This window comes from Altererythrobacter aquiaggeris, assembly GCF_037154015.1.
Lineage (GTDB): Bacteria > Pseudomonadota > Alphaproteobacteria > Sphingomonadales > Sphingomonadaceae > Aestuarierythrobacter > Aestuarierythrobacter aquiaggeris.
Window position 1 is genome coordinate 263,010 of sequence record NZ_JBANRL010000001.1, and the last position, 25,458, is coordinate 288,467.

28 protein-coding genes are annotated in these 25,458 nt (G+C 60.0%); 13 read left to right on the plus strand and 15 right to left on the minus strand.

Going from position 1 to position 25,458, the window contains the following annotated elements; genetic code table 11:
• The first annotated feature begins 41 nt into the window (after positions 1–41).
• The 3 genes from WFP06_RS01290 (at position 42) to WFP06_RS01300 (ending at position 3,438) form a co-directional block, all read left to right on the plus strand.
• On the plus strand, positions 42–2,156 hold the full coding sequence (locus WFP06_RS01290) for a M13 family metallopeptidase (RefSeq protein WP_336985454.1): 2,115 nt from the start codon (positions 42–44) through the stop codon (positions 2,154–2,156).
• A gap of 122 nt (positions 2,157–2,278) precedes the next feature.
• Positions 2,279–3,091, plus strand: coding sequence for an undecaprenyl-diphosphate phosphatase (locus tag WFP06_RS01295; RefSeq protein WP_336985455.1), 813 nt, complete (start codon positions 2,279–2,281; stop codon positions 3,089–3,091).
• Between the two features lie 92 nt (positions 3,092–3,183).
• A complete protein-coding gene (locus WFP06_RS01300) occupies positions 3,184–3,438 on the plus strand; it encodes a hypothetical protein (RefSeq protein WP_336985456.1) in 255 nt (84 codons plus the stop codon).
• A gap of 19 nt (positions 3,439–3,457) precedes the next feature.
• On the opposite strand, the gene phhA is transcribed toward WFP06_RS01300, so the two are convergent.
• Positions 3,458–4,396: a phenylalanine 4-monooxygenase gene (gene phhA, locus WFP06_RS01305; protein WP_336985457.1), complete on the minus strand. Its 939-nt coding sequence runs from the start codon at positions 4,394–4,396 to the stop codon at positions 3,458–3,460.
• 68 nt (positions 4,397–4,464) lie between these two features.
• Here phhA and ppk2 point away from each other — a divergent pair, with 68 nt between their 5' ends.
• Positions 4,465–5,232 (plus strand): polyphosphate kinase 2, encoded by a 768-nt coding sequence (gene ppk2 / locus WFP06_RS01310; RefSeq protein WP_336985458.1) that lies wholly within the window; start codon positions 4,465–4,467, stop codon positions 5,230–5,232.
• A gap of 10 nt (positions 5,233–5,242) precedes the next feature.
• Here ppk2 and WFP06_RS01315 read toward each other — a convergent pair whose 3' ends face one another.
• From WFP06_RS01315 to WFP06_RS01340, 6 genes are all read right to left on the minus strand, one after another.
• Positions 5,243–6,112 (minus strand): HTD2 family dehydratase, encoded by an 870-nt coding sequence (locus tag WFP06_RS01315; protein ID WP_336985459.1) that lies wholly within the window; start codon positions 6,110–6,112, stop codon positions 5,243–5,245.
• Positions 6,109–7,335 carry an acetyl-CoA C-acetyltransferase gene (locus WFP06_RS01320; RefSeq protein ID WP_336985460.1) on the minus strand — a complete coding sequence of 409 codons (1,227 nt, stop codon included), beginning with the start codon at positions 7,333–7,335 and terminating at the stop codon, positions 6,109–6,111. The genes WFP06_RS01315 and WFP06_RS01320 overlap by 4 nt, the downstream gene beginning before the upstream one ends.
• Positions 7,332–8,585 carry a CoA transferase gene (locus tag WFP06_RS01325; RefSeq protein WP_336985461.1) on the minus strand — a complete coding sequence of 418 codons (1,254 nt, stop codon included), beginning with the start codon at positions 8,583–8,585 and terminating at the stop codon, positions 7,332–7,334. Before WFP06_RS01325 ends, WFP06_RS01320 begins: the two co-directional genes overlap by 4 nt.
• Positions 8,586–9,773 (minus strand): acyl-CoA dehydrogenase family protein, encoded by a 1,188-nt coding sequence (locus WFP06_RS01330; RefSeq protein ID WP_336985462.1) that lies wholly within the window; start codon positions 9,771–9,773, stop codon positions 8,586–8,588.
• 64 nt (positions 9,774–9,837) lie between these two features.
• On the minus strand, positions 9,838–10,086 hold the full coding sequence (locus WFP06_RS01335; RefSeq protein WP_336985463.1) for a hypothetical protein: 249 nt from the start codon (positions 10,084–10,086) through the stop codon (positions 9,838–9,840).
• Between the two features lie 159 nt (positions 10,087–10,245).
• Positions 10,246–10,596 carry a hypothetical protein gene (locus WFP06_RS01340; protein WP_336985464.1) on the minus strand — a complete coding sequence of 117 codons (351 nt, stop codon included), beginning with the start codon at positions 10,594–10,596 and terminating at the stop codon, positions 10,246–10,248.
• Positions 10,597–10,724: 128 nt separating this feature from the next.
• Here WFP06_RS01340 and recQ point away from each other — a divergent pair, with 128 nt between their 5' ends.
• The 8 genes from recQ to asd all read left to right on the plus strand — a co-directional run bounded on the left by recQ (position 10,725) and on the right by asd (position 17,298).
• Positions 10,725–12,527, plus strand: a complete 1,803-nt coding sequence (gene recQ / locus WFP06_RS01345; RefSeq protein ID WP_336985465.1) for a DNA helicase RecQ — start codon at positions 10,725–10,727, stop codon at positions 12,525–12,527.
• Positions 12,528–12,603: 76 nt separating this feature from the next.
• Positions 12,604–13,518, plus strand: a complete 915-nt coding sequence (locus WFP06_RS01350; protein WP_336985466.1) for an SPFH domain-containing protein — start codon at positions 12,604–12,606, stop codon at positions 13,516–13,518.
• 17 nt (positions 13,519–13,535) lie between these two features.
• On the plus strand, positions 13,536–13,751 hold the full coding sequence (locus WFP06_RS01355; RefSeq protein ID WP_336985467.1) for a type II toxin-antitoxin system antitoxin: 216 nt from the start codon (positions 13,536–13,538) through the stop codon (positions 13,749–13,751).
• Between the two features lie 11 nt (positions 13,752–13,762).
• Entirely contained in the window at positions 13,763–14,764 is a 1,002-nt protein-coding gene (locus WFP06_RS01360; protein WP_336985468.1) for an alpha/beta hydrolase, read from the plus strand.
• Complete coding sequence (locus tag WFP06_RS01365; protein ID WP_336985469.1) at positions 14,764–15,033, plus strand: hypothetical protein; 270 nt, start codon at positions 14,764–14,766, stop codon at positions 15,031–15,033. The genes WFP06_RS01360 and WFP06_RS01365 overlap by 1 nt, the downstream gene beginning before the upstream one ends.
• A 123-nt stretch (positions 15,034–15,156) precedes the next feature.
• Complete coding sequence (locus tag WFP06_RS01370) at positions 15,157–16,095, plus strand: right-handed parallel beta-helix repeat-containing protein (RefSeq protein WP_336987595.1); 939 nt, start codon at positions 15,157–15,159, stop codon at positions 16,093–16,095.
• A 49-nt stretch (positions 16,096–16,144) separates the two neighbouring features.
• Positions 16,145–16,420 carry a DksA/TraR family C4-type zinc finger protein gene (locus WFP06_RS01375; RefSeq protein WP_336985470.1) on the plus strand — a complete coding sequence of 92 codons (276 nt, stop codon included), beginning with the start codon at positions 16,145–16,147 and terminating at the stop codon, positions 16,418–16,420.
• Positions 16,420–17,298, plus strand: a complete 879-nt coding sequence (gene asd / locus WFP06_RS01380) for an archaetidylserine decarboxylase (protein WP_336985471.1) — start codon at positions 16,420–16,422, stop codon at positions 17,296–17,298. The genes WFP06_RS01375 and asd overlap by 1 nt, the downstream gene beginning before the upstream one ends.
• On the opposite strand, the gene WFP06_RS01385 is transcribed toward asd, so the two are convergent.
• From WFP06_RS01385 to pabB, 8 genes are all read right to left on the minus strand, one after another.
• Positions 17,295–17,795, minus strand: coding sequence for a GNAT family N-acetyltransferase (locus WFP06_RS01385; protein ID WP_336985472.1), 501 nt, complete (start codon positions 17,793–17,795; stop codon positions 17,295–17,297). The two genes, asd and WFP06_RS01385, sit on opposite strands and share 4 nt — an antisense overlap.
• A complete protein-coding gene (ribA, locus tag WFP06_RS01390; protein WP_336985473.1) occupies positions 17,792–18,787 on the minus strand; it encodes a GTP cyclohydrolase II in 996 nt (331 codons plus the stop codon). The genes WFP06_RS01385 and ribA overlap by 4 nt, the downstream gene beginning before the upstream one ends.
• Positions 18,788–18,858: 71 nt before the next feature.
• Positions 18,859–19,653 carry an exodeoxyribonuclease III gene (locus WFP06_RS01395; protein WP_336985474.1) on the minus strand — a complete coding sequence of 265 codons (795 nt, stop codon included), beginning with the start codon at positions 19,651–19,653 and terminating at the stop codon, positions 18,859–18,861.
• A 239-nt stretch (positions 19,654–19,892) separates the two neighbouring features.
• Complete coding sequence (locus WFP06_RS01400) at positions 19,893–20,555, minus strand: LolA family protein (RefSeq protein ID WP_336985475.1); 663 nt, start codon at positions 20,553–20,555, stop codon at positions 19,893–19,895.
• A 68-nt stretch (positions 20,556–20,623) separates the two neighbouring features.
• Positions 20,624–20,791 (minus strand): 50S ribosomal protein L33, encoded by a 168-nt coding sequence (gene rpmG, locus WFP06_RS01405; protein ID WP_114520995.1) that lies wholly within the window; start codon positions 20,789–20,791, stop codon positions 20,624–20,626.
• A 139-nt stretch (positions 20,792–20,930) separates the two neighbouring features.
• On the minus strand, positions 20,931–21,335 hold the full coding sequence (arfB, locus tag WFP06_RS01410; RefSeq protein ID WP_336985476.1) for an alternative ribosome rescue aminoacyl-tRNA hydrolase ArfB: 405 nt from the start codon (positions 21,333–21,335) through the stop codon (positions 20,931–20,933).
• A complete protein-coding gene (locus WFP06_RS01415) occupies positions 21,328–21,984 on the minus strand; it encodes an RluA family pseudouridine synthase (RefSeq protein ID WP_336985477.1) in 657 nt (218 codons plus the stop codon). Before WFP06_RS01415 ends, arfB begins: the two co-directional genes overlap by 8 nt.
• A complete protein-coding gene (gene pabB / locus WFP06_RS01420; protein ID WP_336985478.1) occupies positions 21,981–23,783 on the minus strand; it encodes an aminodeoxychorismate synthase component I in 1,803 nt (600 codons plus the stop codon). Before pabB ends, WFP06_RS01415 begins: the two co-directional genes overlap by 4 nt.
• Positions 23,784–23,881: 98 nt before the next feature.
• On the opposite strand from pabB, the gene WFP06_RS01425 reads away from it, so the two are divergent.
• The gene (locus WFP06_RS01425; RefSeq protein WP_336985479.1) at positions 23,882–25,456 is read left to right on the plus strand and encodes a helicase HerA-like domain-containing protein; all 1,575 of its coding nucleotides are present in this window, start codon (positions 23,882–23,884) and stop codon (positions 25,454–25,456) included.
• Positions 25,457–25,458 lie beyond the last annotated feature (2 nt).

Here is a 25,458-nt window from a genome sequence, read left to right on the forward strand (position 1 = left end):
CGAAAGAATTGTCTCAATTCAAACCCGTGGAGCCTAACTGAATGATCAAGAGCACCCTTTTTGCCGGGGCATCTGCTGCCGCGCTTGCATTAACCGTACCCGCCATGGCGCAAGACGCCGACAGCACAGCGCCTGAAATGGTTTACGGCACCTGGGGGGTCGATCCTTCCACGATCGATCAGTCTGTCGATCCGGGCGATGATTTCTTCGAATTCGTCAATGGTAAATGGATTGCTGAAAACACCATTCCTGCCGACAAGGCCCGCTTCGGCGCGTTTGACGCGCTGGGCGAGGCATCGCGCGACGATGTGAAGACGCTGGTTGACGAACTGGTTGCTGCCAACCCTGCGCCCGGCACTGGCGAGCGCCGGATTGTCGATGCCTATAATGCCTTTCTCGATGTCGAAGCGATCGATGCCAGCGGCCTGACACCTGCCTATCCCTATCTTTCCGAGATTTATTCGGCCGCCACGCTCGACCAGCTGGCTGTCCTGTTTTCCAAGCCCGGCTATTCCGGCATGATTGCCGCCGGCGTTTCGGTCGATAGCAAGGATCCCAACAGCTACATCGTGTCGGTCGGGTTCGACGGTATGGGCCTGCCCGACCGCGATTATTACCTCGTCGATAACGAGCGTAACGAAGATATCCGCGCTTCCTATATCGAATATCTGACATTGCTGCTCGATAAGGCGGGTTATGATGATGCGGCTGGCACCGCACTGGCGGTGTACGCCTTTGAAAAACAGGTGGCGGAACTGGAATGGGACCGGACTGCGATCCGCAACAGCGATCTGACCTATAACAAGCTGACGCGCGACGAGTTTATGAAGCTGGCCGGCGATTTCCCGCTGGCAACAGTGCTGGAGGCGGGCGGTTTTGGCGATCAGGATACATTCCTTGCGCCGCAAATTCCGCCAAGTGCAGCAGAAGCCGCACAGCTGGGCCTGTCGGAAAAAATACTGGCCGGAATCGGCGGCGGCACGCCCGCAATGATGAAGCTGCTTACCCAAACGCAGCTGCCCTTGCTGCAGGCTTACATGGCCAAGAGCTTCCTTTCGAACAACGCTGCAGTGCTCTCCAGCGAGCTGGATGCGGCGAATTTTGCCTTTTACGGCACCAAGCTGAGCGGACAGGAACAGCAGCAACCACGCTGGAAGCGCGCGATTGCCGCAACGCAAGGCCAGCTCGGCGAAGTGCTGGGCAAAAGCTATGTCGAGCGGTTTTTCCCCGCCGAAAGCAAACTTGCGATGGACGAGCTGGTTGCAAATCTGCGCACCGCGATGGCGCAGGGCATTGCCGAAAACGACTGGATGACGCCCGAGACAAAAACCGCGGCCAAGGCCAAGCTGGATGCATTCAATCCGAAAATCGGCCATCCCGATACGTTCGAAACTTATGACGGGCTGACTGTCGCTGGCAATGATCCGCTGGGCAACCGGATGTCGGCAGGCGAATGGAACCGTCTCGACAATCTGTCGAAGCTGGGCAAGCCGGTCGATAAAACCGAATGGGGTATGCTGCCGCAGACGGTAAATGCCTATTTTAATCCGGTGTTCAATGAAATCGTATTCCCGGCTGCCATCCTGCAACGTCCGTTTTTCAGTGCCAGCAATGATCCGGCGGTGAATTACGGCGCGATTGGCGGCGTGATCGGGCATGAAATCGGCCACGGTTTTGACGATCAGGGATCGAAATATGACGGCACCGGCACTTTGCGCAACTGGTGGGGCAAGGAAGACCTCGAACGGTTTACCAAACTGGGCGACCGGCTGGCGGCGCAATATGACGCCTACTGCCCGTATGATGGCGGCGAAACCTGCGTCAACGGGCGCTTTACTCTGGGCGAAAACATCGGCGATGTCGGCGGCCTTTCGATGGCGTATCGCGCTTACCGCCTGTCGCTGAACGGCAAAGAAGCCCCGGTTATCGACGGGTTGACCGGCGATCAGCGTTTCTTCCTGTCCTGGGGCCAGGTGTGGCGTTCGATGCAGCGCGAGGCCATGGGCCGCCAGCGTCTGCAAACCGACCCGCATTCACCCGAGGAATTCCGCGTGAATGGCGCGGTGCGCAATCTTGATGCGTGGTATGATGCCTTCAACGTGACGGCTGACGATGACCTGTATCTGGCACCCGAAGAGCGTGTGCGTATCTGGTGATGCGGCCGGCTGCCTGTGCAGCGCCGAATACATGAGTAACAGAGCGGCGGGACCGATATGGCCTCGCCGCTCTGGTTTCGCCGCTCTTGCTTCATTGAACACCTTCCTTCATTGGCTCCGCCATGAATCTCACACTCACCGCAATTCTGCTCGGCATCGTCGAGGGCCTGACCGAATTTGTCCCTGTCTCCTCGACCGGGCATCTGATCCTCGCATCCGAACTGTTCGGCTATGATGCGGCGCAATGGGCGCTGTTCAATGTCGTGATCCAGCTGGGTGCGATTCTGGCTGTGGTTTATCAGTATTGGGGCACCTTCTGGAAAGCCGGAATGGGTGTCCTGCGGCTGGAACGCGAAGGCCTGAATTTTCTGCGCAATCTGCTGGTGGCGTTGCTGCCTTCGGTCATTCTTGGCCTCGCGTTCAAGGACCAGATCGATATCATGCTGGGCAGCCCGATGCTGGTGGCATGGGCGCTGGTTATCGGCGGGATCGCGATACTGGCTATCGAACAGGTCGCCAAACCGGGCAATTACACCGAGGTTGGCGATATGCCGCTTAAAACCGCGATTTTTATCGGTCTGGCCCAATGTCTGGCCATGGTGCCCGGGGTTAGCCGTTCGGGTGCGACAATCATGGGCGCATTGGCGATGGGTGTGAACCGCAAAACGGCTGCCGAATTTTCATTTTTCCTGGCGGTGCCGACGATGATCGGTGCCTCCACGCTCGAACTGGCGACCAAGGGTGATCAGTTGATGGCTGGCACCAGCACGGTCGGATGGTCGGAAATTGCGGTCGGGTTCGCGGTCAGCTTTGTCGTCGCACTGGCAGTTATCAGGATGTTTGTCGCCTATGTCGGCCGCGCGGGATTTGCCCCGTTTGCCTGGTACCGGATCGTGATCGGCATAGTAGCGATAGCCTGGCTCACCATGCGCTGATCCGCGAACCAAAAGGTTAACGGCGGCTTATCCATTTGAGGAACCATCGTCCGCTTCGTGTCTTTTAGTCATGAAAGGATCGATTTGTTGTAATGGGTTTGTTTATTGTCCTCGTTATCGGCGCGACCCAGGGGTGGCTCGCATCAATACTTACCCAAATCGAAGGGCGGCAGAACGTTGTGGTCAACGTGACCGCGGGCGCTATTGGCGCTGCCGCAGTCGCTGTGCTTCTGGCAGGGCCTTCGGTGCTTCAGGGCATTGCGCTGGAAACGCTGTTCTTTGCCATTGGCGGATCGCTGGTCTCGCTGGGTATCGCCAACTTCACCCAGCGCACTGCCGCGAATTGAGGCTCTTCGGCGACGCTGGCTAAACAGCCTTCGCGCCGCTACCCCGTCCGCCCCGCAGCAGATATTCCTGCGTACCGCGATGCACGACATTATCGACATCGATCACCGCCGAGTTTGCATAGGTAAAGGCGGGCGGTAAGTTGTTGTAAAGCCGGTCAAAATCTCGCTCTACCGTCTGCCGGTACAAATCTTCGAAACTTTCGATCACGAAATAGGTCGGCTGAAGATCGCTGATGACGTAATCGGTCCGCATGACGCGGTCCACGTTGAGCATGATGCGGTTGGGGGATTGCGCCTCGACCGCGAATTGCGCTTCCATCGGGCCGGACAGGATCCCGGCGCCATAGGCACGCACGCCGTCCGGTTCCGCTATCAAACCGAATTCGACGGTGTACCAGTAGAGCGCGCCAAGCGCCTTTAACCGGTTGTAACGCATAGCCTTCCAGCCGGCCTTGCCATATTCCTGCATATAGTCGGCATAGACCGGATCGGTCAGCATCGGGACATGGCCGAACACATCGTGGAAGACGTCAGGTTCCTGGATATAGTCGAAAGTGTCGCGCGTGCGGATGAAATTGCCCGCCGGGAAGCGGCGGTTGGCAAGATGCCAGAAAAACACGTGATCGGGGATCAGCATCGGTACAGGCACCACGCTCCACCCGGTCATCGCGCCCAGTTCGGTGCTCAGCCGGTCAAAGCTGGGAACCCCGCCATTGCCGAGATGGAGCTTGTCCAGCCCGCGCAGGAAACTGGTCGCCGCGCGTCCGGGCAGAATATCCATTTGCCGCGCGAACAGATCGTTCCAGATTGCATCATCGTCCGACGAATATACGTTCTGCTCGGGCTCCAGCCAGTCATCACCCAGATGTCCGGGCTTTTTGAGCGGCGCGGTAAACACATCATCCGGCATTTCGGGCAGGCGCGTGTAGTCGCTGTGTGGTTCAACCGATGTAGCCATAATCTGGAGCAGACCCTATCACCAGCCTTGTGGTTAGACAAACGGGTTCAGGCCGGACAGGAGGGTTTATGAAACAGAAAGATTACGAAAATGTGCTGGCGCCGCTCGAACAGGAGCTGGTGGCAATGGCCCGCTGGGCGCGGGTTACCGGCGCCCGCATCGTGGTTGTTTTCGAAGGGCGCGATACGGCGGGCAAGGGAGGCGCGATTTCGGCATTGAGCAATCCGATCAATCCGCGCCAATGCACCACCGCCGCGCTGCCCAAGCCCAGCGAAGAGGAAAGCACGCAGTGGTATTTCCAGCGTTATGTGAAGCATCTGCCATCGGCGGGGCAGATCGTCCTGTTCGACCGCAGCTGGTACAACCGCGCCGGCGTCGAAAGCGTGATGGGCTTTGCAACCGAAGAACAGGTCGCGCTGTTCCTCCAGCAAGCGCCGGTTTTCGAGAAAATGCTGACGGACGACGGTATTCTGCTGTTCAAATACTGGCTGACGACCGATCAGGCCCGGCAGGAAGAACGGCTAGCGGAACGGTTGGACGATCCGCTCAAACGCTGGAAACTGTCACCCGTCGATCTGGCGGCGCGGCAGCAATATGCTGCCTATACCAGCGCGCGGGCACGGATGCTCGAAGCGACGCATACCGGCCATGCACCCTGGACGCTGGTGGATTTCAACGACCAGAAACAGGGGCGTTTGACACTGATCCGCAATCTGCTCGACCGGCTGCCCGATACGCATTGCGAGCCGCAGGAACTGGAATTTCCGCCGCTCGGGCATGAACCGCTGGAGGAAAGCTATAGCGTGCTGAAGCCGATCCCCGATTTCACACCATGATGTGAAGGGCCTATTGCCGCAAGGCCGCCGCGGCCTGCATCACTTGCCGGCCGTCAGCCGCAAATGCGCCCAGTTCGATATTCTCGCCAGCACCGCGCATGGCCAGGATCAGCTCTTCGCCTGCAATTGCCGGGCTGGTTCCGCGAAAGCTGAAACGCGCCAGGGCATTGCCGCCCAATTGCTGTGCGGCATGGTCCAGCAGCAATGTTGCAGTTAGCGGCCCGTGAACCACCAGCCCGCGATAACGCTCGATGTCACTGGCATAGGGCGCATCATAGTGGATCCGGTGGCTGTTGAAAGTCAGCGCCGAATAACGGAACAGCAACGCCGGATCGGGCATCACCATGCGGGTCGCCTGCCATTGCGAAGCATCGAAAGCGGTGTCAGCCAGCGGTGGCGGCGACAAGGTGCTACCGGGTGAAGCGGCGCCGCGGAAAACCAGAGTTTGATCTTCGCGCACAGCCAGCCGGCCACTGGCAACGGTTTCATGCTCCAGAGTAACAAAGACCAGCGGTCCGCTGCCGCCCTGCTTTTGCGAGATTGCCTTGATCGTGGTCGTACGTTCGATTTTCGAACCCGGGGTAATCGGTGCGAGAAATTCAATCTCGCTGCTGGCCCACATCCGGCGGGGCAGGGTCAGCGGCGGAAGGAAACTGGCGGGTGATGTGTCACGCCGGGGGTGCCCGTCTTCGCCCAGCGCGCGGGTCGGTGCTTCGGGTGTGCAAAGGCACCAGTGGATCCCTTGCGGCATGGCGCTGTCGGCAGGGTGCTGAAGGTCGAATGTCGCCAGCCAGCGGCGCGATCTGGCGGCGCTCAGCCGGTCCTCCGATTGCAATGTCCGGCCGATCCAACCGGCAAAATCATAGCCTTGGTCAGTCATGCGCGTTCGAAGATGGCCGCGATGCCCTGACCGCCCCCGATGCACATTGTCTCAAGCCCGAAGCGTACCTCGCGGCGGTGCATTTCATGCGCCATATCGGCCAGAATACGTCCGCCGGTCGCGCCGATAGGATGACCAAGCGAAATACCCGAACCGTTCACATTCACCAGATCGCGGCGGCTGTCATCGTCGCTCCAGCCCCAGCCTTTCATGACTGCAAGAGCTTGCGGCGCAAAGGCTTCGTTGAGTTCGATCAGGCCGATATCATCCCAGCCCATGCCGGTCCGCCCGAACAGACGATCGACCGCAGGAACCGGGCCAATACCCATCCGCGCAGGATCGCAGCCCGCTGCAGCCCAACCGGTAAACCACAGCAGCGGTTCAAGACCAAGCTCATCAACCATATCTTCCGCCACCACCAGACACGCCGCGGCAGCATCATTTTGCTGGCTGGCATTGCCTGCGGTTACGACAGCAGCAGGATTGGTCTTGCCTTCGATTGCGCGCAACGCGCCAAGCGTTTCCATACTGGCATCAGCGCGGAAACCTTCGTCCCTGGCAAACCTGACCGGATCGCCGCGCTGCTGGGGGACATCGACGGGAACCAGTTGCGCGCCGAATTTGCCCGCCTCCCACGCCGCAGCGGCGTTCTGGTGGCTGCGCACGGCAAAGGCATCGGATGCCTCGCGGCCAATGTCATAATCGGCGGCAAGATTTTCGGCGGTTTCGATCATGCCGCTGATCACTCCGAAACGTTCGATCGGCTGCGACATCAGCCGTCCGCGTGTCAGCCTGTCGTGCATGGTCAGATCGCCGAAGCGAACGCCCTGACGGATGCCTGTCGTATAATGTTCGACATTGGACATGCTTTCGACACCGCCGGCAACGACCATATCGGCAGCGCCTGTCTGGATCATCATTGCCGCATTGACGACCGCCTGCAGGCCCGACCCGCAGCGTCTGTCCAGCTGATAGCCAGGCACCGAAATCGGCAGACCGGCGGCAAGCCAGCTCCAGCGCCCGATAGCCGGGGCCTCAGCACTGCCGTAACCCTGGCTGAAAATGACATCATCGACCCGCTCGGGATCGACGCCGCTGCGCTCGACCAGTGCCTTCAGGATCACCGCACCCAGCGGCCCTGCTTCAAGCGGAGCAAGCGAACCCAGAAATTTGCCGACCGGCGTGCGAAGCGGGCTGACGATTGCGGCGCGGCGTAAAGTCATGACGATTTCCTGTGGTCCGGTGCGTCGCTGCACGCGACGATTGCGCTGTCGATCAACTTTGCAATGGCGCCTGATGAAAGTCCCAGACGCTCGGCCAGAACTTCTTCGCTATGCTGGCCAAGAAACGGCGCCGGGCGGGGATTGCCGCGAGTTTCGCCGGGAATATTCGCAATCGATCCGGCCGCGGGATATTCGAATCCGCTGGGGTTGCCGGGCGAAGGGCCGAACAGCGGGTTATTGGTGACCAGATCGGGATCGGTCGCCGCTTCGTGCATTGTCCGGTAACGCTCGAACGTCGCGCCTGCGTTGCCCAGCCGGCTGGCGAGGGCCGCCCAGTCCAGCTTGCCGATGACCTGCTGGAACAACGCAAACAATTCGGCCCGGTGGGTGAAGCGGTTATGGTCGCTGCGCGCAAAGGACAGGCCATGCCTGGCCTCGATCGCGGCGATCTGCGCGGACAGACCCAGCGCCTCGACCAGCGCGGACCATTGCTTGTCGGTCAGCGCCGCCAGCATCATGCGTTGGCCGTCTGCGGTCATGAAATCGCGCCCGAATGCACCCCAGATCGCGTTGCCAAGCCGTTCGCGGTCACCGCCGCGGTAAAGCATTTCGGCCATCGCGCCGCTGTTGGCAACAGTGCCGATGGCGACATCGCCCAGCGGAATACGGATTTCGCCGCCGGCACCCGTCCGGTCCCTGTGCCGAAGCGCAGCCATCAGCGTGAACGCGGTATAGGCGCCCGTGATAAAGTCCCATGCGGGAAGCAACTGGTTGACGGGCGGGGCGCCTTGCGGATCGCCTTCGCCCAGTTCGACCGGGCCGGACATCATCGGATAGCCGCTGGCGGCATTGACGGTAAAATCCATCGCCTGACGCCCGTCATGCCAGCCCATGATCCGCACGGTGATCATGTCAGCGCGGCCCGCCGATACCAGCTCGTGGCTCAGGAAGCTATGTTCGGGAACATTGGTAATCAACTGCCCCGTGGCCCGCGCCAGTTCGGCGGCCAGTTCGCGCCCCTCGGCGCGGCGCATATCCAGAGCGACACTCTTCTTCGCGCGGTTCAGGTTTTCCCACGACAGTGAACGGCCGTCCCGGGTCAGCTGGTAACGGTCATAATCCAGTCCGCCGCCAATCTGGTCCACGCGGATGACTTCGGCGCCCATTTGCGCGCAATAAAGGCCGGCCGTGGGCGACGCGACAAAGCTGGAAACCTCTACAATAGAGAGGCCTTTCAGCAGATCATACATTTACGCTGCCGCTCCGGCTGCAAATTCGCGCAGCATATTCTTGGCGATGACCAGTTGCAGGATTTGCGTCGTGCCTTCGTAAATGCGGTAAATGCGGCTGTCACGGTAGAACCGTTCTGCCTCGTATTCGGCCAGATAACCTGCGCCGCCGTGCACCTGTACGCAGCGGTCGGCCACGCGGCCGCACATTTCGGATGCAAACATCTTGGCGGAAGCCGCCTCGATAATCGCGCGTCCCTGATTGGCTTTGGCGGCAGCATCGCGGATCATGCATTCGGCCGCGTAAATCTCGGCCTTGCTGTCGGCCAGCATCGCCTGAATCAGTTGAAACTGCGCAATCGGTTCGCCAAAAGCCTTGCGTTCGGTCGCATAACGTACCGCAGTATCCAATATCCGCTGCGCGTAGCCGGCACTGGCGGCGGCAACCGACAGCCGCCCGTTGTCGAGGCTTTGCATCGCGGTTGCAAACCCGCGACCTTCCTCGCCCCCGAGCAATGCGTTGCCGGGAATATGCACATCATCAAAAATGATGTCGCTGATATGGCTGCCGGCCTGACCCATCTTCTTGTCCGACTTGCCGCGCGTGATGCCGGGTGTGTCCATATCGACGAGGAATGCGCTGACATGCGCGTTCTTGGGTTGGTTTTCGCGCTGGGTTCGCGCCATGATCAGACCGATCCTGGCAAATGGCGCGTTGGTTATGTAACGCTTCGTACCGTTCAGGACATAGCCGTTGCCATCGCGCGCCGCAGTGGTCTGCATGGCTGCCGAATCCGAACCGCTGCCCGGCTCGGTCAAGCCGAAACACGCAATCTCGCCCGCCGCCAGACGGGGCAGAAATTCCTGCCGTTGTTCTTCTGTCCCGCCGTTCTTCACCGCCGAACATACCATTCCCAGATTGATCGAGGTGATCGAACGATAGGCCGGCAATGCATAGCTCAGCACGCGGATCGTTTCGACATATTGCGGGATATTCATACCGGCGCCGCCATATTTTTCGGGCATGGTCAGCCCGAACAACCCCATTTCGCGCATTTCGTCCAAAATCTCGTCGGGGATCATATCCTGTGCGATCACCTGTTCTTCCGCGGGAATAAGCCGGTCACGGACATAGCGTTTGAGCTGGTCGAGGAACTGGTCGAATATTTCGCCATCCATTCCGCCGGTCGATGTGATCAGTTCATTCATGGGCGGCATCCTTTTGACGGGTTAATCGTTCGCTTAAATCTTATGCAACAGCCCCGTGCGCTAATCAATCGGCCGGGCGCATGACACTTGGTTCTTCCGCAGCGCTGTCTTTCTCTGGCGCCGTCTTGTCGCGCGTCAACAGCCCGGGCTGCGGGCGCCGCGCCTCGATCATTTCGGCAGCATCATCCAACGCTTTCGCCTCGCCCACGCTTACACCGCCCGGGCCGCTTTCGTTGTCCGCAGGCCCGCACCCGGCAATCAACAAGCACAGGATGGCGGCATGATTGCGGGCGGTAGGGAAATGTTTTTTCATGATTTCACTCTAGCTGTGCCAGCCCAAAAGAAAACGGGCCAAAAAAAACGGGCCAAAAAAACGGGCCAAAAAAACGGGCCAAAAAAACGGGCGCGGGGCAATCTGCCACGCGCCCGTCCTGTATCCGATCCCGCTGTCATCACAACGCGGGCACAGTGCCTAGTTAGCAGCGTCCGCCGCGGCATTGGCAGCCTTGGATGCATTTTCGGCGGCAGCTTCGGCTTTTCTGATGGCTGCATTGACGTCTGCAGCCGCCGCTTCAGCAGCTTCTGCCGCGTTTTCGGCCTTCGTCTGCTGCGTTTCAGTGACGGTTTCATCAGTATCTGCAGCAGCGTCGCTTACCGCGTCGGCACCGGCATCTGCAGCAGGCTCTTCGGTCACGTTGGTCATGGCCGCATCTGCAGGCATCTCGACCGTGTCTGCGGTGGCATCTTCCGATGCATCATCGGCGCTTCCGCACGCGGCAAGCGCAAATGCTGCAGTACAGGCAAAGATAGCGGATTTCTTCATTTCATATTCTCCAAAAACTCTGTGCAAGGTTCACGGCCCCGCGAACAGCATTGTAGCGCCCGACTTAGATGGGTGCAAACAAGCTCTCCGTATTTGCAACGGCAAATCGCTCTGGCAGGGACGCGGCAATGGAACATGGTGCCCCGAATGTGTCGATTGCCCAAGAAAGTCCGCTGGGGGTTTTGCGGGAAACCTTTGGATTTGAAGGATTTCGCGGGGTTCAGCTGGACATTATCGAGCGCGTGCTTGGCGGTGGCTCCGCAATGGCGGTGATGCCAACCGGTGCCGGAAAATCGCTTACTTACCAATTGCCCGCGATCCTGATGCGCGGAACCTGCGTGGTTGTCTCCCCGCTCATCGCGTTGATGCATGACCAGATCGATTCGGCGCGGGCCAACGGCATTCGCGCAGCCAGCTTGACAAGCGCGGACAGTGATCGTTCGCAAACCATCGAGGCGCTGCTCGGCGGCGAGCTTGATCTGCTTTATATCGCCCCGGAGCGGGCGAGCCGCCCTGATTTCCGCAATCTGCTGTCCCGCGCAGACATCAGTCTGTTTGCGATCGACGAAGCGCACTGTGTGTCGGAGTGGGGGCACGATTTCCGGCCTGATTATCGTCAGTTGCGACCGTTGATGGATGAATATCCTGCGGTTCCGCGGCTGGCGCTGACGGCAACCGCCGATGCCGCCACGCGGGACGATATCCTTGCCCAACTGGGAATTCCCGCTGATGGTCTGGTGGTTGCGGGGTTTGACCGGCCCAACATCCGCTACGCGATCCGGCACCGCGACAATCCCGTGCGCCAATTGACCGAACTTATCGGGCAGCACCCCGGCCCCGGCATCATTTACGCGCCGACGCGCAAGAAGGTCGAGGATCTGGCCGCAAGGCTCGGCTCCGCGACCGGGCGCGACATATTGCCCTATCATGCCGGACTTCCGCCAGAACAGCGGGTGGCCAACCAGCGGGCATTTGTGGCCAGCGAAGATACCGTGATTGTCGCGACCGTCGCATTCGGCATGGGGATCGATAAGCCCGATGTCCGGTTTGTCGCCCATGCGGGCATCCCCAAATCGATCGAAGCCTATTATCAGGAAACCGGCCGGGCGGGGCGCGATGGTGATCCCGCGCAGGCCGTCCTGCTGTGGGGTGCAGGGGATTTCGCCCTGGCCCGCCAGCGTGTGGGCGAAGTCGAACAAGCGCGCCAGCAGGCCGAGCGGACACGGCTTGATGCATTGGCGATGCTGGTCGAAACACACACTTGCCGCCGCGCCATCCTGTTGCGGCATTTTGGCGAGGATCCGCCGGCAAAATGCGGCAATTGCGACAATTGCCTTGAAACGCCCGGCGTTACCGATGCGACGCAAGTGGCGCGCAAATTGCTCAGTGCGGTTTACCGTACCGGCCAGTCTTTCGGGTTTGGCCATTTGCAAAAAGTGCTGACCGGCCATGCCGATGACCGGATCACGCAGCGCGGACATGATATGCTGTCGGTTTTCGGCATCGTCGATGGCGAAGAAGCGGGACTGCTGCGGCCGGTGGCGCGCGCATTGCAGGCGCGCGGTGCGCTGATATCCACGCAGCATGGCGGCCTGGCGCTGGGCGGTGATGCACCGCAAATACTCAAAGGGCAAAAGGCGGTTGAAATCGTGCTTCCGCCCAGACGCGAGCGCACGCGCGGGAAGCGCGGCGGCGGGGCCGGGCTCAACCCGGTGGGCGATCCGCTGTTCGATGCCTTGCGCGAGCTGAGGCGCGAACTGGCCACCGATGCCGGCGTACCGCCCTATGTCATTTTTCACGACAGCACTTTGCGCGACATGGCGGCGCGGCGGCCGCGCTCGATGAACGATCTGGCCGGTGTATCGGGCATCGGCGTGAAAAAGCAGGAGGCTTATGGCGAGGCATTTTTGACGGTGATCCGCCAGCACTGATACGGTTCTGCTTGCATTCTCTCAAATTTGATATAAATATGATATCATAATTTAGGTTGGATAGGGAGTGTGCGATATGGCCAACGAACCGGGTAAAATGAATGTCAGCCGCGAACGGCCGGCAAATGGCAAGAATGGCTATGTGATGCTGTTGGTTTTGCTGGCGGTCACGATTATCGGTTTCCTGATTGTCAGCAGCGGCTTCCCTGCGGATGGCGCGGCCAAAGGTGCCAAAATCCTGTTTGCGCTGAGCTTGATCGGATCGATCACTGTACTTCTGCTGGTGTCCGCCGGCTTTTACATGATCCAGCCCAATCAGGCCGCTGTTATCACTCTGTTCGGGGCCTATGCCGGAACTGACCGGACGGAGGGGCTGCGCTGGGTCTGGCCGTGGATGATGCGCAAGAAAGTGTCTGCGCGGGTCAACAACATCATTTCCGAACGGCTGAAAGTTAACGATCTGCGCGGCAATCCGATAGAAATCGCCAGCAACGTTGTCTGGCGCGTGGACGATACGGCGCAGGCCACTTTCGATGTCGATGATTACAAGGAATTCATCCACGTCCAGATCGAGGCTGCAATCCGCGCGGTCGGCGCGCGTTACGCTTATGATGACATTGAAGATGATGAAATCACGCTGCGCGCACACCCTGAAGTGGTGAACAAGGAGCTGCGCGAGGAATTGAACGACAGGCTGGATGTCGCAGGTATCGAAGTCGATGAGGTAGGCCTGACGCACCTCGCTTATGCGCCGGAAATCGCGGGTGCGATGCTTCGCCGCCAGCAGGCCGAAGCGGTAATTGCCGCGCGGACCAAGCTCGTTATGGGCGCGGTCAGTATGGTGGAAATGGCACTGGTCAAACTGGGCGAGGATGGCATCGTGGAACTGGATGACGAACGCAAGGCGGCGATGGTTTCGAACCTGATGGTCGTGCTGTGCGGCGACAAGGAAGCGCATCCGGTGGTCAATGCCGGCACACTGTATCAGTAGGTCAGGCTGGAAGATCGATGCCCAAGTCTCCGCCAGCAACAACAGGCAAAAAGGCCTTTGCGCTGCGGCTCGATCCGGCGGTTCACGCCGCGGTCGAGCGACTGGCGGCTGCGGAACTGCGTTCCTCCAATGCGCAGATCGAAATGTTGCTGCGCGAGGCGTTGGCGAAGCGCGGGATCCGGCCCGCAAAATCAAAGCCGCCAAAACGCGGGCGTCCGGCGCTCGAAAGTTGAGGAGAAACCAGATGTATGGATTGAAAACCGGTATTTGTGCAGCAGCGCTGCTCGTCGGCGGCTGCGCGACAATGCAGGCGCAGGACCGGCCCGTCCTGCCCGCAAAGGCTGTATCGGGGCCGATCACCGCAATCGGTCCGCAGGGCGGTCTTGCAGGCACGCTTGTAGCGGCAGAGCCTGGCCAGCCGGTGGTGTTGATCATACCCGGTTCCGGCCCGACCGACCGTGATGGCAACAATCCGCTTGGCGTGGCCGCATCGTCTTACCGGCTGCTGGCCGAGGGTCTGGCGGCCCGCGGTATCGGCAGCGTGAGAATCGACAAACGCGGAATGTTCGGCAGCGCGGCGGCCGTACCCGACGCCAATGACGTAACGATCGGCGATTATGCGACCGATGTCGCAACCTGGAAGACTGCAATTCGCAGCGTCACCGGCGCCGAATGCGTCTGGCTGGCCGGGCATAGCGAGGGCGGTCTGGTTGCGCTGGCAGCGGCGCAGCAGCCCGGCAATATCTGCGGTGTCATTCTGCTGGCATCGATGGGCCGGCCCTTGGGTACCATCCTGCGCGAGCAGTTGAGTGCGAACCCGGCCAACGGCCCGCTTCTGCCAGACGCGATGGCGGCGATAACATCGCTAGAGAATGGCGAGCGGGTGGATGTATCGGCGATGCATCCTGCGCTGGCCGGCCTGTTCGCGCCGCCGATCCAGGGGTTCCTGATCGATGCAATGTCACGCGACCCTGCCGCTCTTGCTGCGGCGAGTGACCTTCCATTGCTGATCATCCACGGCGAAGCGGATATTCAGGTGGCGCTTGCCGATGCTCGGGCGCTGCATTCTGCCCGGCCCGACAGCAAGCTCGTAATACTCCCCGGGGTGAACCATCTGCTGAAAACCTTTGAAGGGGAAACGCCCGCTGCAAATCTGGCAAGTTACAGCAATCCCGACCTTCCGATTTCGCCAGCTGTCGTGGGTGCGGTTGCAGACTTTATATTCTCCGTTCGGGCAGGCGACTGATGCTGCATAAGTTCTTCGAAGAAGGGTATTGGTTCGCGCCCAAGCGCATTGGTTACGGATCAGGTCTGCCGATTGCCTGGCAGGGTTGGGCATTGATCGGCCTGTTTATCCTTTTGGCAGTCGGCTGCGGTTTGCTGGCGGAATGGGAGCCTGAATATGGCCCATGGATCGCGGGCGCAGTGATGATACCGGCCACGATCGGGTTTCTGTTGGTCGCCAGGGCGCGCACGCGCGGCGGTTGGCGGTGGCACTCCGGCGACAGGGATTGACCGGCGAAGAGCAGTTTTAGCTGGCCATTAACCCTTTGCTCCTATGCGGATGGGATGGACAAACCTGCCTATCCCGTCACCTCCGCCGGACAGCCACCGGCGCGCAAAAACCCGCTTTGGCACATGGTGCTTGGCTTTGCTGCCATTGCCGCAATTCCCGCAATTCCCGCCGGGGCATCGCTCGCCCAGTCGGGGGCGAGTTACACAGTGGTGGAGACCGGACAAACCTTTGCCCGGCTCCAGCAGGCGGTCGATGCAATCGGATCAGGCACGGGTTCGATTTCCATCGGTTCAGGCGTCCACCGCGATTGTGCGGTGCAGACCGGCGGAACCGTCTCGTATCTGGCATCGCAGCCGGGCAAGGCTGTGTTCGATAGCGTGACCTGCGAAGGCAAGGCCGCGCTTGTGCTGCGGGGCAGCGATGCGACCATATCGGGCGTGATTTTCCAGAATATGGCCGTGCCAGACGGCAATGGATCGGGCATCCGGCTGGAAAAAGGTAATCTCACGGTTGTCCAGAGCTGGTTCAAGGACAGCCAGCAGGGCATTCTGACCGCGCATGATGGCGGCGCGCGGCTGGTGGTGGACAAAAGCACCTTTACGCGGCTTGGTACGTGCGAATTTTCGGGTGGCTGCGCACATTCGATCTATGCTGGCGAGATTGCCCATGTGCGCGTCACACGCAGCCGCTTCGAAGAAGGGCGTGGCGGACATTATCTGAAAAGCCGCGCCGGACGGATCGATGTGGCATCTTCCAGCTTTGACGATACGGGTGGCCGTGAAACCAATTACATGATCGACCTGCCCGATGGCGCAACAGGGCAAATCACGAATAACTGGTTTGTGCAGGGGCAAAGCAAGGAAAACTATTCCGCATTCATATCGGTTGCCCCGGAAGACCGGGCCAACAGTTCGAACGGTTTGCTGATCGCGGGTAATGACGCACGGCTTGCACCAGGCGTACAGCGCAGCACGATATTTGTCGCCGATTGGTCGGGCGACAGTCTTGCCATCGACGATAACAGGCTTGGCAGCGGGTTGGAGCGGTTCGAAAAACGCTAAGCCGGAACGAGCGGCTTTCCTGCCCGTTAAACCGGCAAAGGAAGCATTCATGGCAGGCGGATGGGCGCGCGACGGCGCCGTTCAGGATCAGATAGACGACACTGTAAACGACGCGGTCAAAGCTGCGCGTTCCCGATTGCCCGCCCCGACACCCGGCGGCGAGAGTGCGCAATTTTGCGGCGATTGCGGCGATGACATTCCTGAAAAACGGCGTATTGCCTTGCCCGGTGTGACCACTTGCGTGGCGTGCCAGTCGGACCGCGATCAAACAGTCCGTCACAGCGCGTTCAACCGCCGCGGAAGCAAGGACAGCCAGCTGCGCTGATGCGCCGAACCGAAAAAGGCAATAATCACGCTATGTCGATCAATCCGTTTATATGGTTGCAGCACGCGGTGCCGCAACATCTGCTTTCACGCGGTGCGGGCACGCTCGCCAGCAGCGAATTGCCGTGGCTGAAGGATTTGTTGATCCGGCGCTTTATCGAATTTTACAAAGTCCCGATGGACGAGGCGCAGCGCCCTGCATCCCACTATCGTTCCTTCAACGATTTCTTCACCCGCGCTTTGAAACCGGGCGTGCGACCGCTTGGCGATGCGGCAGAGCACATTGTCTGCCCTGCGGATGGCGCGGTCAGCCAGCTTGGGGAAATTCGCGGCGGACGAATTGTTCAGGCGAAGGGACAGGATTTCAGCGCCGCTGAACTGCTTGGAGGCGATAAGGATCTGGCCGGGCAATTCGAGGGTGGTTCGTTCATCACCATCTATCTTTCGCCAAGCGATTATCACCGTGTCCATATGCCCGTCGCGGGCGCGCTTGAGCGATCGATTTATATCCCCGGAGACCTGTTTTCGGTCAACACCGCCACCGCCGAGGGCGTGGATCGCCTGTTTTCACGCAACGAGCGCATGGCGGCTATCTTCGGCACCGGATCGGGGCGGGTTGCCAGCATAATGGTCGGCGCGATGATCGTCGCCAGCGTGGAGACTGTCTGGTCGGGGTTGATCCAGCCGCACGGCAAAAAAATCATCCATTCCGCATTTGCAGAAGGTGAGCACCAGTTTGCCGCCGGCGATGAAATGGGCCGCTTTCTGCTTGGTTCGACTGTCATATTGCTGTTCGAGGCGGGCAAAATCGCCTGGCGTGATGATCTTGGGCCGCTAGATACGGTGCGGATGGGCGAAGCCATCGCGCGCAAGCTCTAGCCAAACGCAGGCGCGAAAGAAGCGACACCGCGCGGTTCTGAACCTGCTAGCACAAGCCGCTGGAAATATTCTGCCGGCGGTCCGGGATATTGCAGTTTCGGATCATGTTCGAAGCCGAACCGTGAATAATACAGCGGGCTGCCCAACAGGATAATCCCCCGCGCGCCAAACGCCCGCAGATCGGCAATCCCGCGCTCGATCAGCGCCGACCCGGTTCCCTGCCGTTGCAGTTCCGGCGTGACTGAAACCGGACCCAGTCCGTACCAGCCGCGCGATCCGTCGCTGATGGTCACGGGGGAAAAGGCGATGTGACCCACTATCCCATCGGCATCCAAAGCGACCAGAGACAGCGTCAGATCGCCATCATCGCGCAACTGGCCAACCAGTGCAGGCTCGTCACCATCGCTGAACTCCATCTTCGCAAATGCCGCTTTGGTGAGATCGTGGATCACGTTCTCATCGCCAGCCTGTTCTGGCCTTATCGTGATGGCGGTCATTTCAGCAAGTGTCCCGACCGGTCACGCTTGGTTGCAAGATAGCGGACATTATGCGGATTGGCGGGCAGTTCGTGCGCGACCCGCCGGCTGATGGTGACGCCCGCCTGTTCGAGCGCGGCAACCTTGCGCGGATTGTTGGTCATCAACTGCACCTCGCGCACACCCAGTAACTCCAGCATTTTTGCGGCCGTGGCAAAATCGCGAGATTCGTCGGGCAGCCCCAGACGCTGGTTGGCATCGACTGTGTCGAAGCCCTGGTCCTGCAAGCGATAGGCGCGCAATTTGTTTACGAGGCCGATGCCGCGGCCTTCCTGGCGCATATATAGCAGCACACCCCAGCCGCCCTTGGCCGCCTCGTCCGCCATCGCTGCGAGCGCCGCATCAAGCTGCGGCCCGCAGTCGCATTTGAGGCTGCCGAGGATGTCGCCGGTCAGGCATTCGGAATGCAGCCGGACCAGAGGTACCTTATCCGAATTTTGCGCGCCGATGATCAGCGCCACATGCTCGCGGGTGTCGTCGGCGCTGCGGAATGCGACGATTTGCGCGTCGTCGCTGGCTGCCACCGGCAATTTTGCGCGTGTCGCAATCGTGAGGTTATGACTGTCGGCCCATGCAGCCAGATCGGAAACGCAAACCGGCTGCGGTTCGCCCGGATTATCGGGATCAACCATGAATGCCGGCAATATCCCGGCCACACGGGCCAGTTCCAAAGCGGTTTCGGCCTGTTCGCGCCAGTCCAGCGTCTCTGCCAGAAAGGGTCCTTTGAGCGGAGCGGTCAAATCCATCGCGGGATCGGCGATAGCGCGGGCCGCAGCCAGAGTGAATTTCTCCGGCCCGCAAATCAGCACGGGCGAATGCGGCTGCGCGGCCTCGCGCTGGTTTGCCAGTTTCAGCGTGATGGCTCTGGCGCAGGAAATCAGCAAAGCGCCAGAACGCGCATCCCCCGCGATACCGGTTTCAACCGGCAGCAGAACAGGCCCGCCATCAACCATTATCGGCCAGCCATGCCGCAGCGCGTCGATTGCCTGCGCAACCCGCCGTGACGGAGAGGGGCCGCGCCCCGTCAGAGATCGAACTCGGTGATGAGCGGGACATGGTCGGACGGCTTTTCCCAGTCGCGGCAATCTTCGCGCACGCGGTGGCCGGTCGCCTTCGCCGCCAGATCCGGACTGGCCCACATATGATCGAGCCTGCGGCCACGGTCATTCACGCGCCAATCCTTCGAACGGTATGACCACCAGCTGAAATACCGTTCCGGATCGCGAATGTGCTCGCGGCCGATATCGACCCAGCCATGTGCGTCTTTGAACCGCTGCAAGGTTTCAACCTCCAACGGCGTGTGGCTGACCACCTTGAGCAGTTCCTTATGGCCCCAGACATCGCTGGGAAGCGGTGCGATATTGAAATCGCCCACGATCAGCGTCGGTTTGTCGATCACACCTGCCCAGTCGGTCATGCGCTGGAGAAAATCGAGCTTTTGGCCGAATTTCGCATTTTGGTCACGATCGGGAATATCGCCGCCTGCAGGCACATAGACGTTTTCGATCACGGTGCCTTTGCCGGGCCCGGTCAGTTCCACCCCGACATGGCGCGCCTCGCCATTGTCCTGCCAGTCATGACGCGAATATTCTTTCAGCGGAATGCGGCTGACGGTGGCGACGCCGTGATAACCTTTTTGCCCGTGCACAGCGTGATAGGTATAACCCAGATCATTGAATGCATCGAACGGGAAGGTTTCCTCGACTGTCTTTATTTCCTGCAAACACAGCACATCGGGCGCCTCCTGAGCAAGGAAACGCGCCACAATCGGCATACGCAGGCGGACCGAATTGATATTCCAGGATGCAACTGAGATCATACTGCCAGCTTTAGGTGCGTTGCGCGCACAAAAAAACCCCTGTCCCGGGGGCATTGGGACAGGAGTTCCTTCTAGCGTTCGTCACGCTGTCACAAGGTGGGTATCATTGAGAGGGTAACAGGGGGGAACCCGACTCAACCCGCCTTGTGAGATAATAATATTCGATGCGGTCTTTCGGGGGAATGAACAGCTTCGGTATTCTGCCCCGCGCGGCAAACGGTGTATCGCTTGCCCGTTCGTCAGTTGCGACGAGACGACGTGCGCGGGTCAGTAAAGGTGAATGCCCGGTCCGAAACCGACATCCCGTAACGATGGTTGCGCAAACGGACCGTGGTGCGCTGGTTCTGCGAATCGAGCGCGACCCAGCTTACCAGTTCCAGACCGCCGGGCGCCTTTGCCTTTTTAACGAACAGCAGCGTGATGACGCCGAATTCAGGTTTCTTGGGATCTTTCACCTCGACACTGATGACATCGGGGTTGCCCGTCGCCTTGAGCTTGCCGTATTTTTTTACATCGCGATTGGGGTCAAGCAGGGCGCCCAGCGGCGAGTTTTGGATCGGCCAGCGCTGGACCTGCTTCACTTCATAATCGACCAGCGTCAGCGATTTTCCGTTCGACACGACGAGCAGGGGTATACCCTTGTCATACTGGAAGCGAATCCTGCCCGGGCGCTTGAGCGTCAACACGCCGCCGATGGTTTGTCCGCGGCGGTCGGTCTGCGTAAAATCGGCCTGCAATGTAGAGATACCCCGCAAGGCGGTAACCGCTTTGTCGAGGTCACCGGCCGCGTATGCGGAAACCGGTTGTGCCGGGATCAGCAGGGCTGCGGGCGCGGCAATTGCCGTCATGCCGAACATGGCGGCATAAAGCGGCTTCGAAAAAATTCTGGTCAAACTGTTCATGCTCCGTGATTTAGGGTCGAAGCCTTGAACTGTCACTGAACCGGGTGCGTTCCCGCCGTTCAGGAGAATTACTTGATTTTCGCTTCTTTGAATTCGACATGCTTGCGCACGACGGGATCATATTTGCGAAAGGACATCTTTTCGGTGATGTTCCGCGGGTTTTTATACGTGGTGTAATAAAACCCGGTATCAGCGGTGCTGACGAGCTTGATCTTAATGGTTGCGGACTTCGCCATCGCGGTTTCCTAAATTTATGCTGGCCCACATGGGGCGAAAAATAAATCGGGCGGCGCGCGCAGCACCGCCCAAGACCGCGCGCAAATGGCGTAAGCGCGGCGACAAGTCAAGCATTGAGAACAGGCGGGAAAGCGCCTGCTACCAATCGACCTTGCCGCGGCCAGCCTTGATTGCGCCGCGGTTCTTCTTTGCTTTTATACGCTTTTCCTTGCCAATCCGGTTGACCCGGCTCTTTTTGCGCTTGGCCGGATGATCCTGTGCCTGCGCCAGCAGGGCTAGCATCCGTTCGCGTGCATCCGTCCGATTCGCTTCCTGCGTGCGGTGCGAGCGTGCCGTAATCAGCACTTCACCCTTTGAATTCATCCGGCTTCCGGCCAGTTCTTTCAGCCGGTTGAAGGTGGGCGGGTCCAGCCGCAAACCAAACACATCCAGCCGCAATTGCACCGCTGTCGCCACCTTGTTCACATTCTGCCCGCCGGGACCGCTGGAGGCGATGAAGCTTTCCTGCATGTGTTCCAGCGCGCGGTCGGCGATCTCACCCATCGGCAAAACCGAGTGCACGAAAATCGTCCGGCATCGGCGATGTCGCGGCAATCGGCGGCTTGTTGTCGCGCGTCATCGTGATGCTGGAGCCATGAAGCATCGTGCGCGGTGCAGTGCCGCCGTCGCCATAAACGGGATCGCCCAGCAGCGGGCTGCCAAGCCCGGCCAGCGCATGGATCCGGATCTGGTGCGTGCGGCCGGTTTCCGGCCGGAATTCGACCAGCGTATTACCGCCGCTTTCCGACAATTTGCGCCAATGCGTGACCGAGGGTTTGCCAGCCAAGTCAGCAATCATCCGCCAGCCTTCTTCTTTTGTGCTGACTTTGCTCAGAGCCAGGTCGATAGTGCCTGCTTCTTCCGCCAGCGTTCCCGCAACAATCCCGACATACCGTTTTTCGACCAGACGGTTCTGGAAGGCCTGTGCAAACCGTTTCACTGCCTTGGGATTGCGGGCCAACAAAAGGCATCCCGACGTATCCTGATCAAGCCGGTGCACGATCCACGGCGGGCGGTGAAAATTGAGTTTCAGATCTTCGAGATGGTCTTCAAGCGAAGTGCCGCCGCGCTTGGGCCGATCAACCGGCATCCCTGCAGGCTTGTCGATGACCAGCGCTTCGCCGTCCTCGAACAGGATGGGAAAGCGGCTCATGTCAGCAGCCGGGCAGGCAGCAAGCCGCGCAGGGCATTGCCGATGAAAAATCCGTCTTCAAGGTCGCTAATGGTCAATTCCGATTCTCTGGCTTTGCCGCTGTCGATCAATGAACGGCGCAGGACACCGGGCAAAAGGCCCAGCGACAGGGGAGGGGTAAGCAGGACGCCGGCTCGCTCGACAAAGATTGACGTATAACTGCCCTCGGTCAGCAATCCGTCGTCGCGCATCAACAGCGCCTCGTCCGCCCCGGCGCCGCGCGCGGCGGCCAACGCATCGTCGTAGAACCAGCGGTCGGTTGTCTTGTGCCTCAGCCGCAGATCGCCTTCATCAATCGGCAACGGCAGGACCGCGCATTTCATGGCGCCTTCGATTGTGCATGGCACGGGGGACACTTCCAGTGCCGTCGCCCCGCTCCGCGCCAAAGCCAGCCGCAGTTTCGCGGCATCCGACAGATCGAAACACAGCGCCTGGATCTGGTTGCGCATCGCATGACGGTCGAACGCGAAGCCAAGCTCGGCAGCGCTCGCTTTAAGACGCTCGAGATGAAGTTCGAGCAGGGCAATGCCTGTTTCAGGATCGAAATGCATCGTTTCGAACAGGTCGAACCCGGCAGCGTCACCCTTTTGCACGAACCCTCCTTTCAACAGACATTCCCGCCATTCGGGCAGGCACTGCGAATCTGCGACAATGGCGGAACCAACACCCATTACCGCGCGCCCGCTGCCATTTTCGTCAGGCGTAAGGTGCACTGTGCGGATTGCAACATTGAAGGCGGCATCGCCCGATCCGTCAATCCTGCCGATCGCGCCGCAATAGGGCCCGCGCGGATCGCTTTCGGTATCATTTATCAATTCCATCGCACGGATTTTCGGCGCGCCGGTTATCGATCCGCACGGGAACAATGCGCGGATCATGTCGGCTGCCGTGCGGCCTTCAGCCAACCGCGCCTTCACCGTCGTGACCATCTGATGCACGGTGGGGTAGGTTTCGACCGAAAAAGCATCTTCCACCGTCACTGTGCCGGTGCGGGCAACGCGCGACAGATCGTTGCGCAGCAGATCGACAATCATCAGATTTTCGGCGCGATCTTTCACCGATACGGCGAGCTCGCCGGCATAGGCTGAATCTTCCGCTGCAGTCTGCCCGCGCGGACGCGTGCCTTTCATCGGCTTGGCCTTGGCTTCCCCGTCCCGCAGCGACACGAACAGTTCTGGCGACAGGCTGAGCAGCCAGTGCGATCCGTCAAACACGATCCCGCCATAGCCGGCGGCTGCGTGGGGGCGGATGGCGGCATATAAATCCAGCGGGTCGCCGCGATAGGTTCCGCCCAGCGGAAATGTCAGATTGGCCTGATAGATATCGCCCGAACAAATCGCGTCCTGCATCCGGTCGAATGCGCGGGCATAATCGCCGCAGGAAATGCCCGGTTTCAGCGGGCCGATATGCGCCGGTTTCCCGCTGCCATGCGCGGCCAGCCATTCAGGCACTGCGGCGGGAGCAAATTTTTCGCAGCTTTCAAACAGGCCCAGCCAGACCAGCGGACCGTTCGCGCCGGTTCTGGCCGCCGCTAGCGGCGCCAGCTTTGCCTCCAGCGCAAGTCCCGCCTCATAAGCGATATAGCCCGCCAGCGTATGCCCGGTTTGAGAGCGGACCTGCTCTGCCTCTGCCAGAACTGGGGCCACCTCGTGAGCGCGGTATGCGACGAACATCTGCACCGGCGAGCGAAACAATTGCGCTTCCGCGGCATCTTGGGTGCGCGCATCATCGAGCAACACGAAGGGTTCGCTTATCGCCATCGCTTCCCCCCATAACCAGTGCTGCGGCCAAGTCGAGGCCTTGACCGTTTGGGCGCTGGCAAGCAGTGACTGTCGGGCGATTTGCGGAGACTGAACTGATGAGCGATATTTTCCTTGGGCTGGCAGCAAATGGCGAACGCCAGTCACTCGCCATGTCGCGTGCCAACCGGCACGGACTGGTTGCCGGGGCAACCGGCACGGGCAAGACGGTAACCTTGCAGGGGATGGCCGAAAGTTTCTCCGCGCAGGGCGTTCCGGTATTTGTCGCAGACGTAAAAGGCGATTTGTCGGGTGTGGCCATGCCCGGCTCACCAACCTTCAAACACGCGGACAAACTGGAAGCGCGCGCGAAAGAACTGGGCATGGCCGACTATACCTATTCCGATAATCCGGTGATTTTCTGGGATCTGTTTGGCGAACAGGGGCATCCTGTCCGCACGACTGTCAGCGAGATGGGTCCACTGCTGCTGTCACGCCTGCTTGATCTCAATGAAACGCAGGAGGGCGTTCTCCAAATCGTCTTCCGCTATGCGGACGAGAACGGATTGCTGCTGCTGGACTTCGCCGATCTGCAATCCATGCTGGCTTACGCGGCCCAGAACGCGGGCGAATTATCGTCGCAATACGGCAATGTCAGCAAACAAAGCGTCGGGGCGATCCAGCGCCAGTTGCTCAGCTTCGAAAGCCAGGGCGCGGACAGGTTTTTTGGCGAACCGGCGCTGGAAATAAACGATTTTATCCAGACTGATGATCAGGGCCGCGGGATGATAAACATTCTGGCGGCGGACAAGCTGATGCGCAGCCCAAAGCTTTATGCCACTTTCCTGCTGTGGCTGCTGGCCGAACTGTTCGAGACGCTGCCCGAAGTTGGCGACCCGGAAAAGCCCAAGCTGGTGTTCTTTTTCGACGAGGCACATCTGCTGTTCGATGATGCGCCCAAAGCGTTGGAAGACAAAATCGAGCAAGTTGTCCGTCTGATCCGGTCCAAAGGCGTCGGTGTGTACTTTGTCACGCAAAACCCGATCGATATTCCCGAAGAAATTGCCGGACAGTTGGGTAACCGCGTCCAGCACGCCTTGCGCGCGTTTACACCCAAGGACCAGAAAGCCATCCGCGCGGCGGCGGACACATTCCGGATCAATCCCGATCTGGACGTCGCAGAGGCAATTACCGAATTGCGCGTCGGTGAAGCGCTTGTCTCGACGCTGATGGAAGACGGGGCGCCTTCGGTCGTCCAGCGCACCCTGATCAAACCGCCGCGCTCGCGGCTCGGGCCGCTGACCCCGAAAGAACGCGCGATTATCCAGTCAATTTCGCCGGTCGAAGGCAAGTATGACACGTCGGTGGACCGCGAAAGCGCCGCCGAAGTGCTGACCCAAAAGGCTGCCGATGCGGCCGAAACCGCCAAAGAAGTCGCGGCGCAGGGCGAAGCGGAAGTCGCCAAGCGCGAGCGTAAATCGACCAGCATCTGGGACAAGGCGATGGGCCGCGCCACGGGCGCAGTTGCGGGATCGGTCGCGACAGTGCTGGCGGCCAAACTCACCGGCAGGCAGTCGCGCTCCAGCCCGGTGCGCAATGCGGCGACCTCGGGCGCAGGCTCGATCGCGACGGACCTGGCCGGTCCGATGGCCGGGCGCTTTGTCCGCAATCTGATCGGCGGACTGATGCGCTAGGC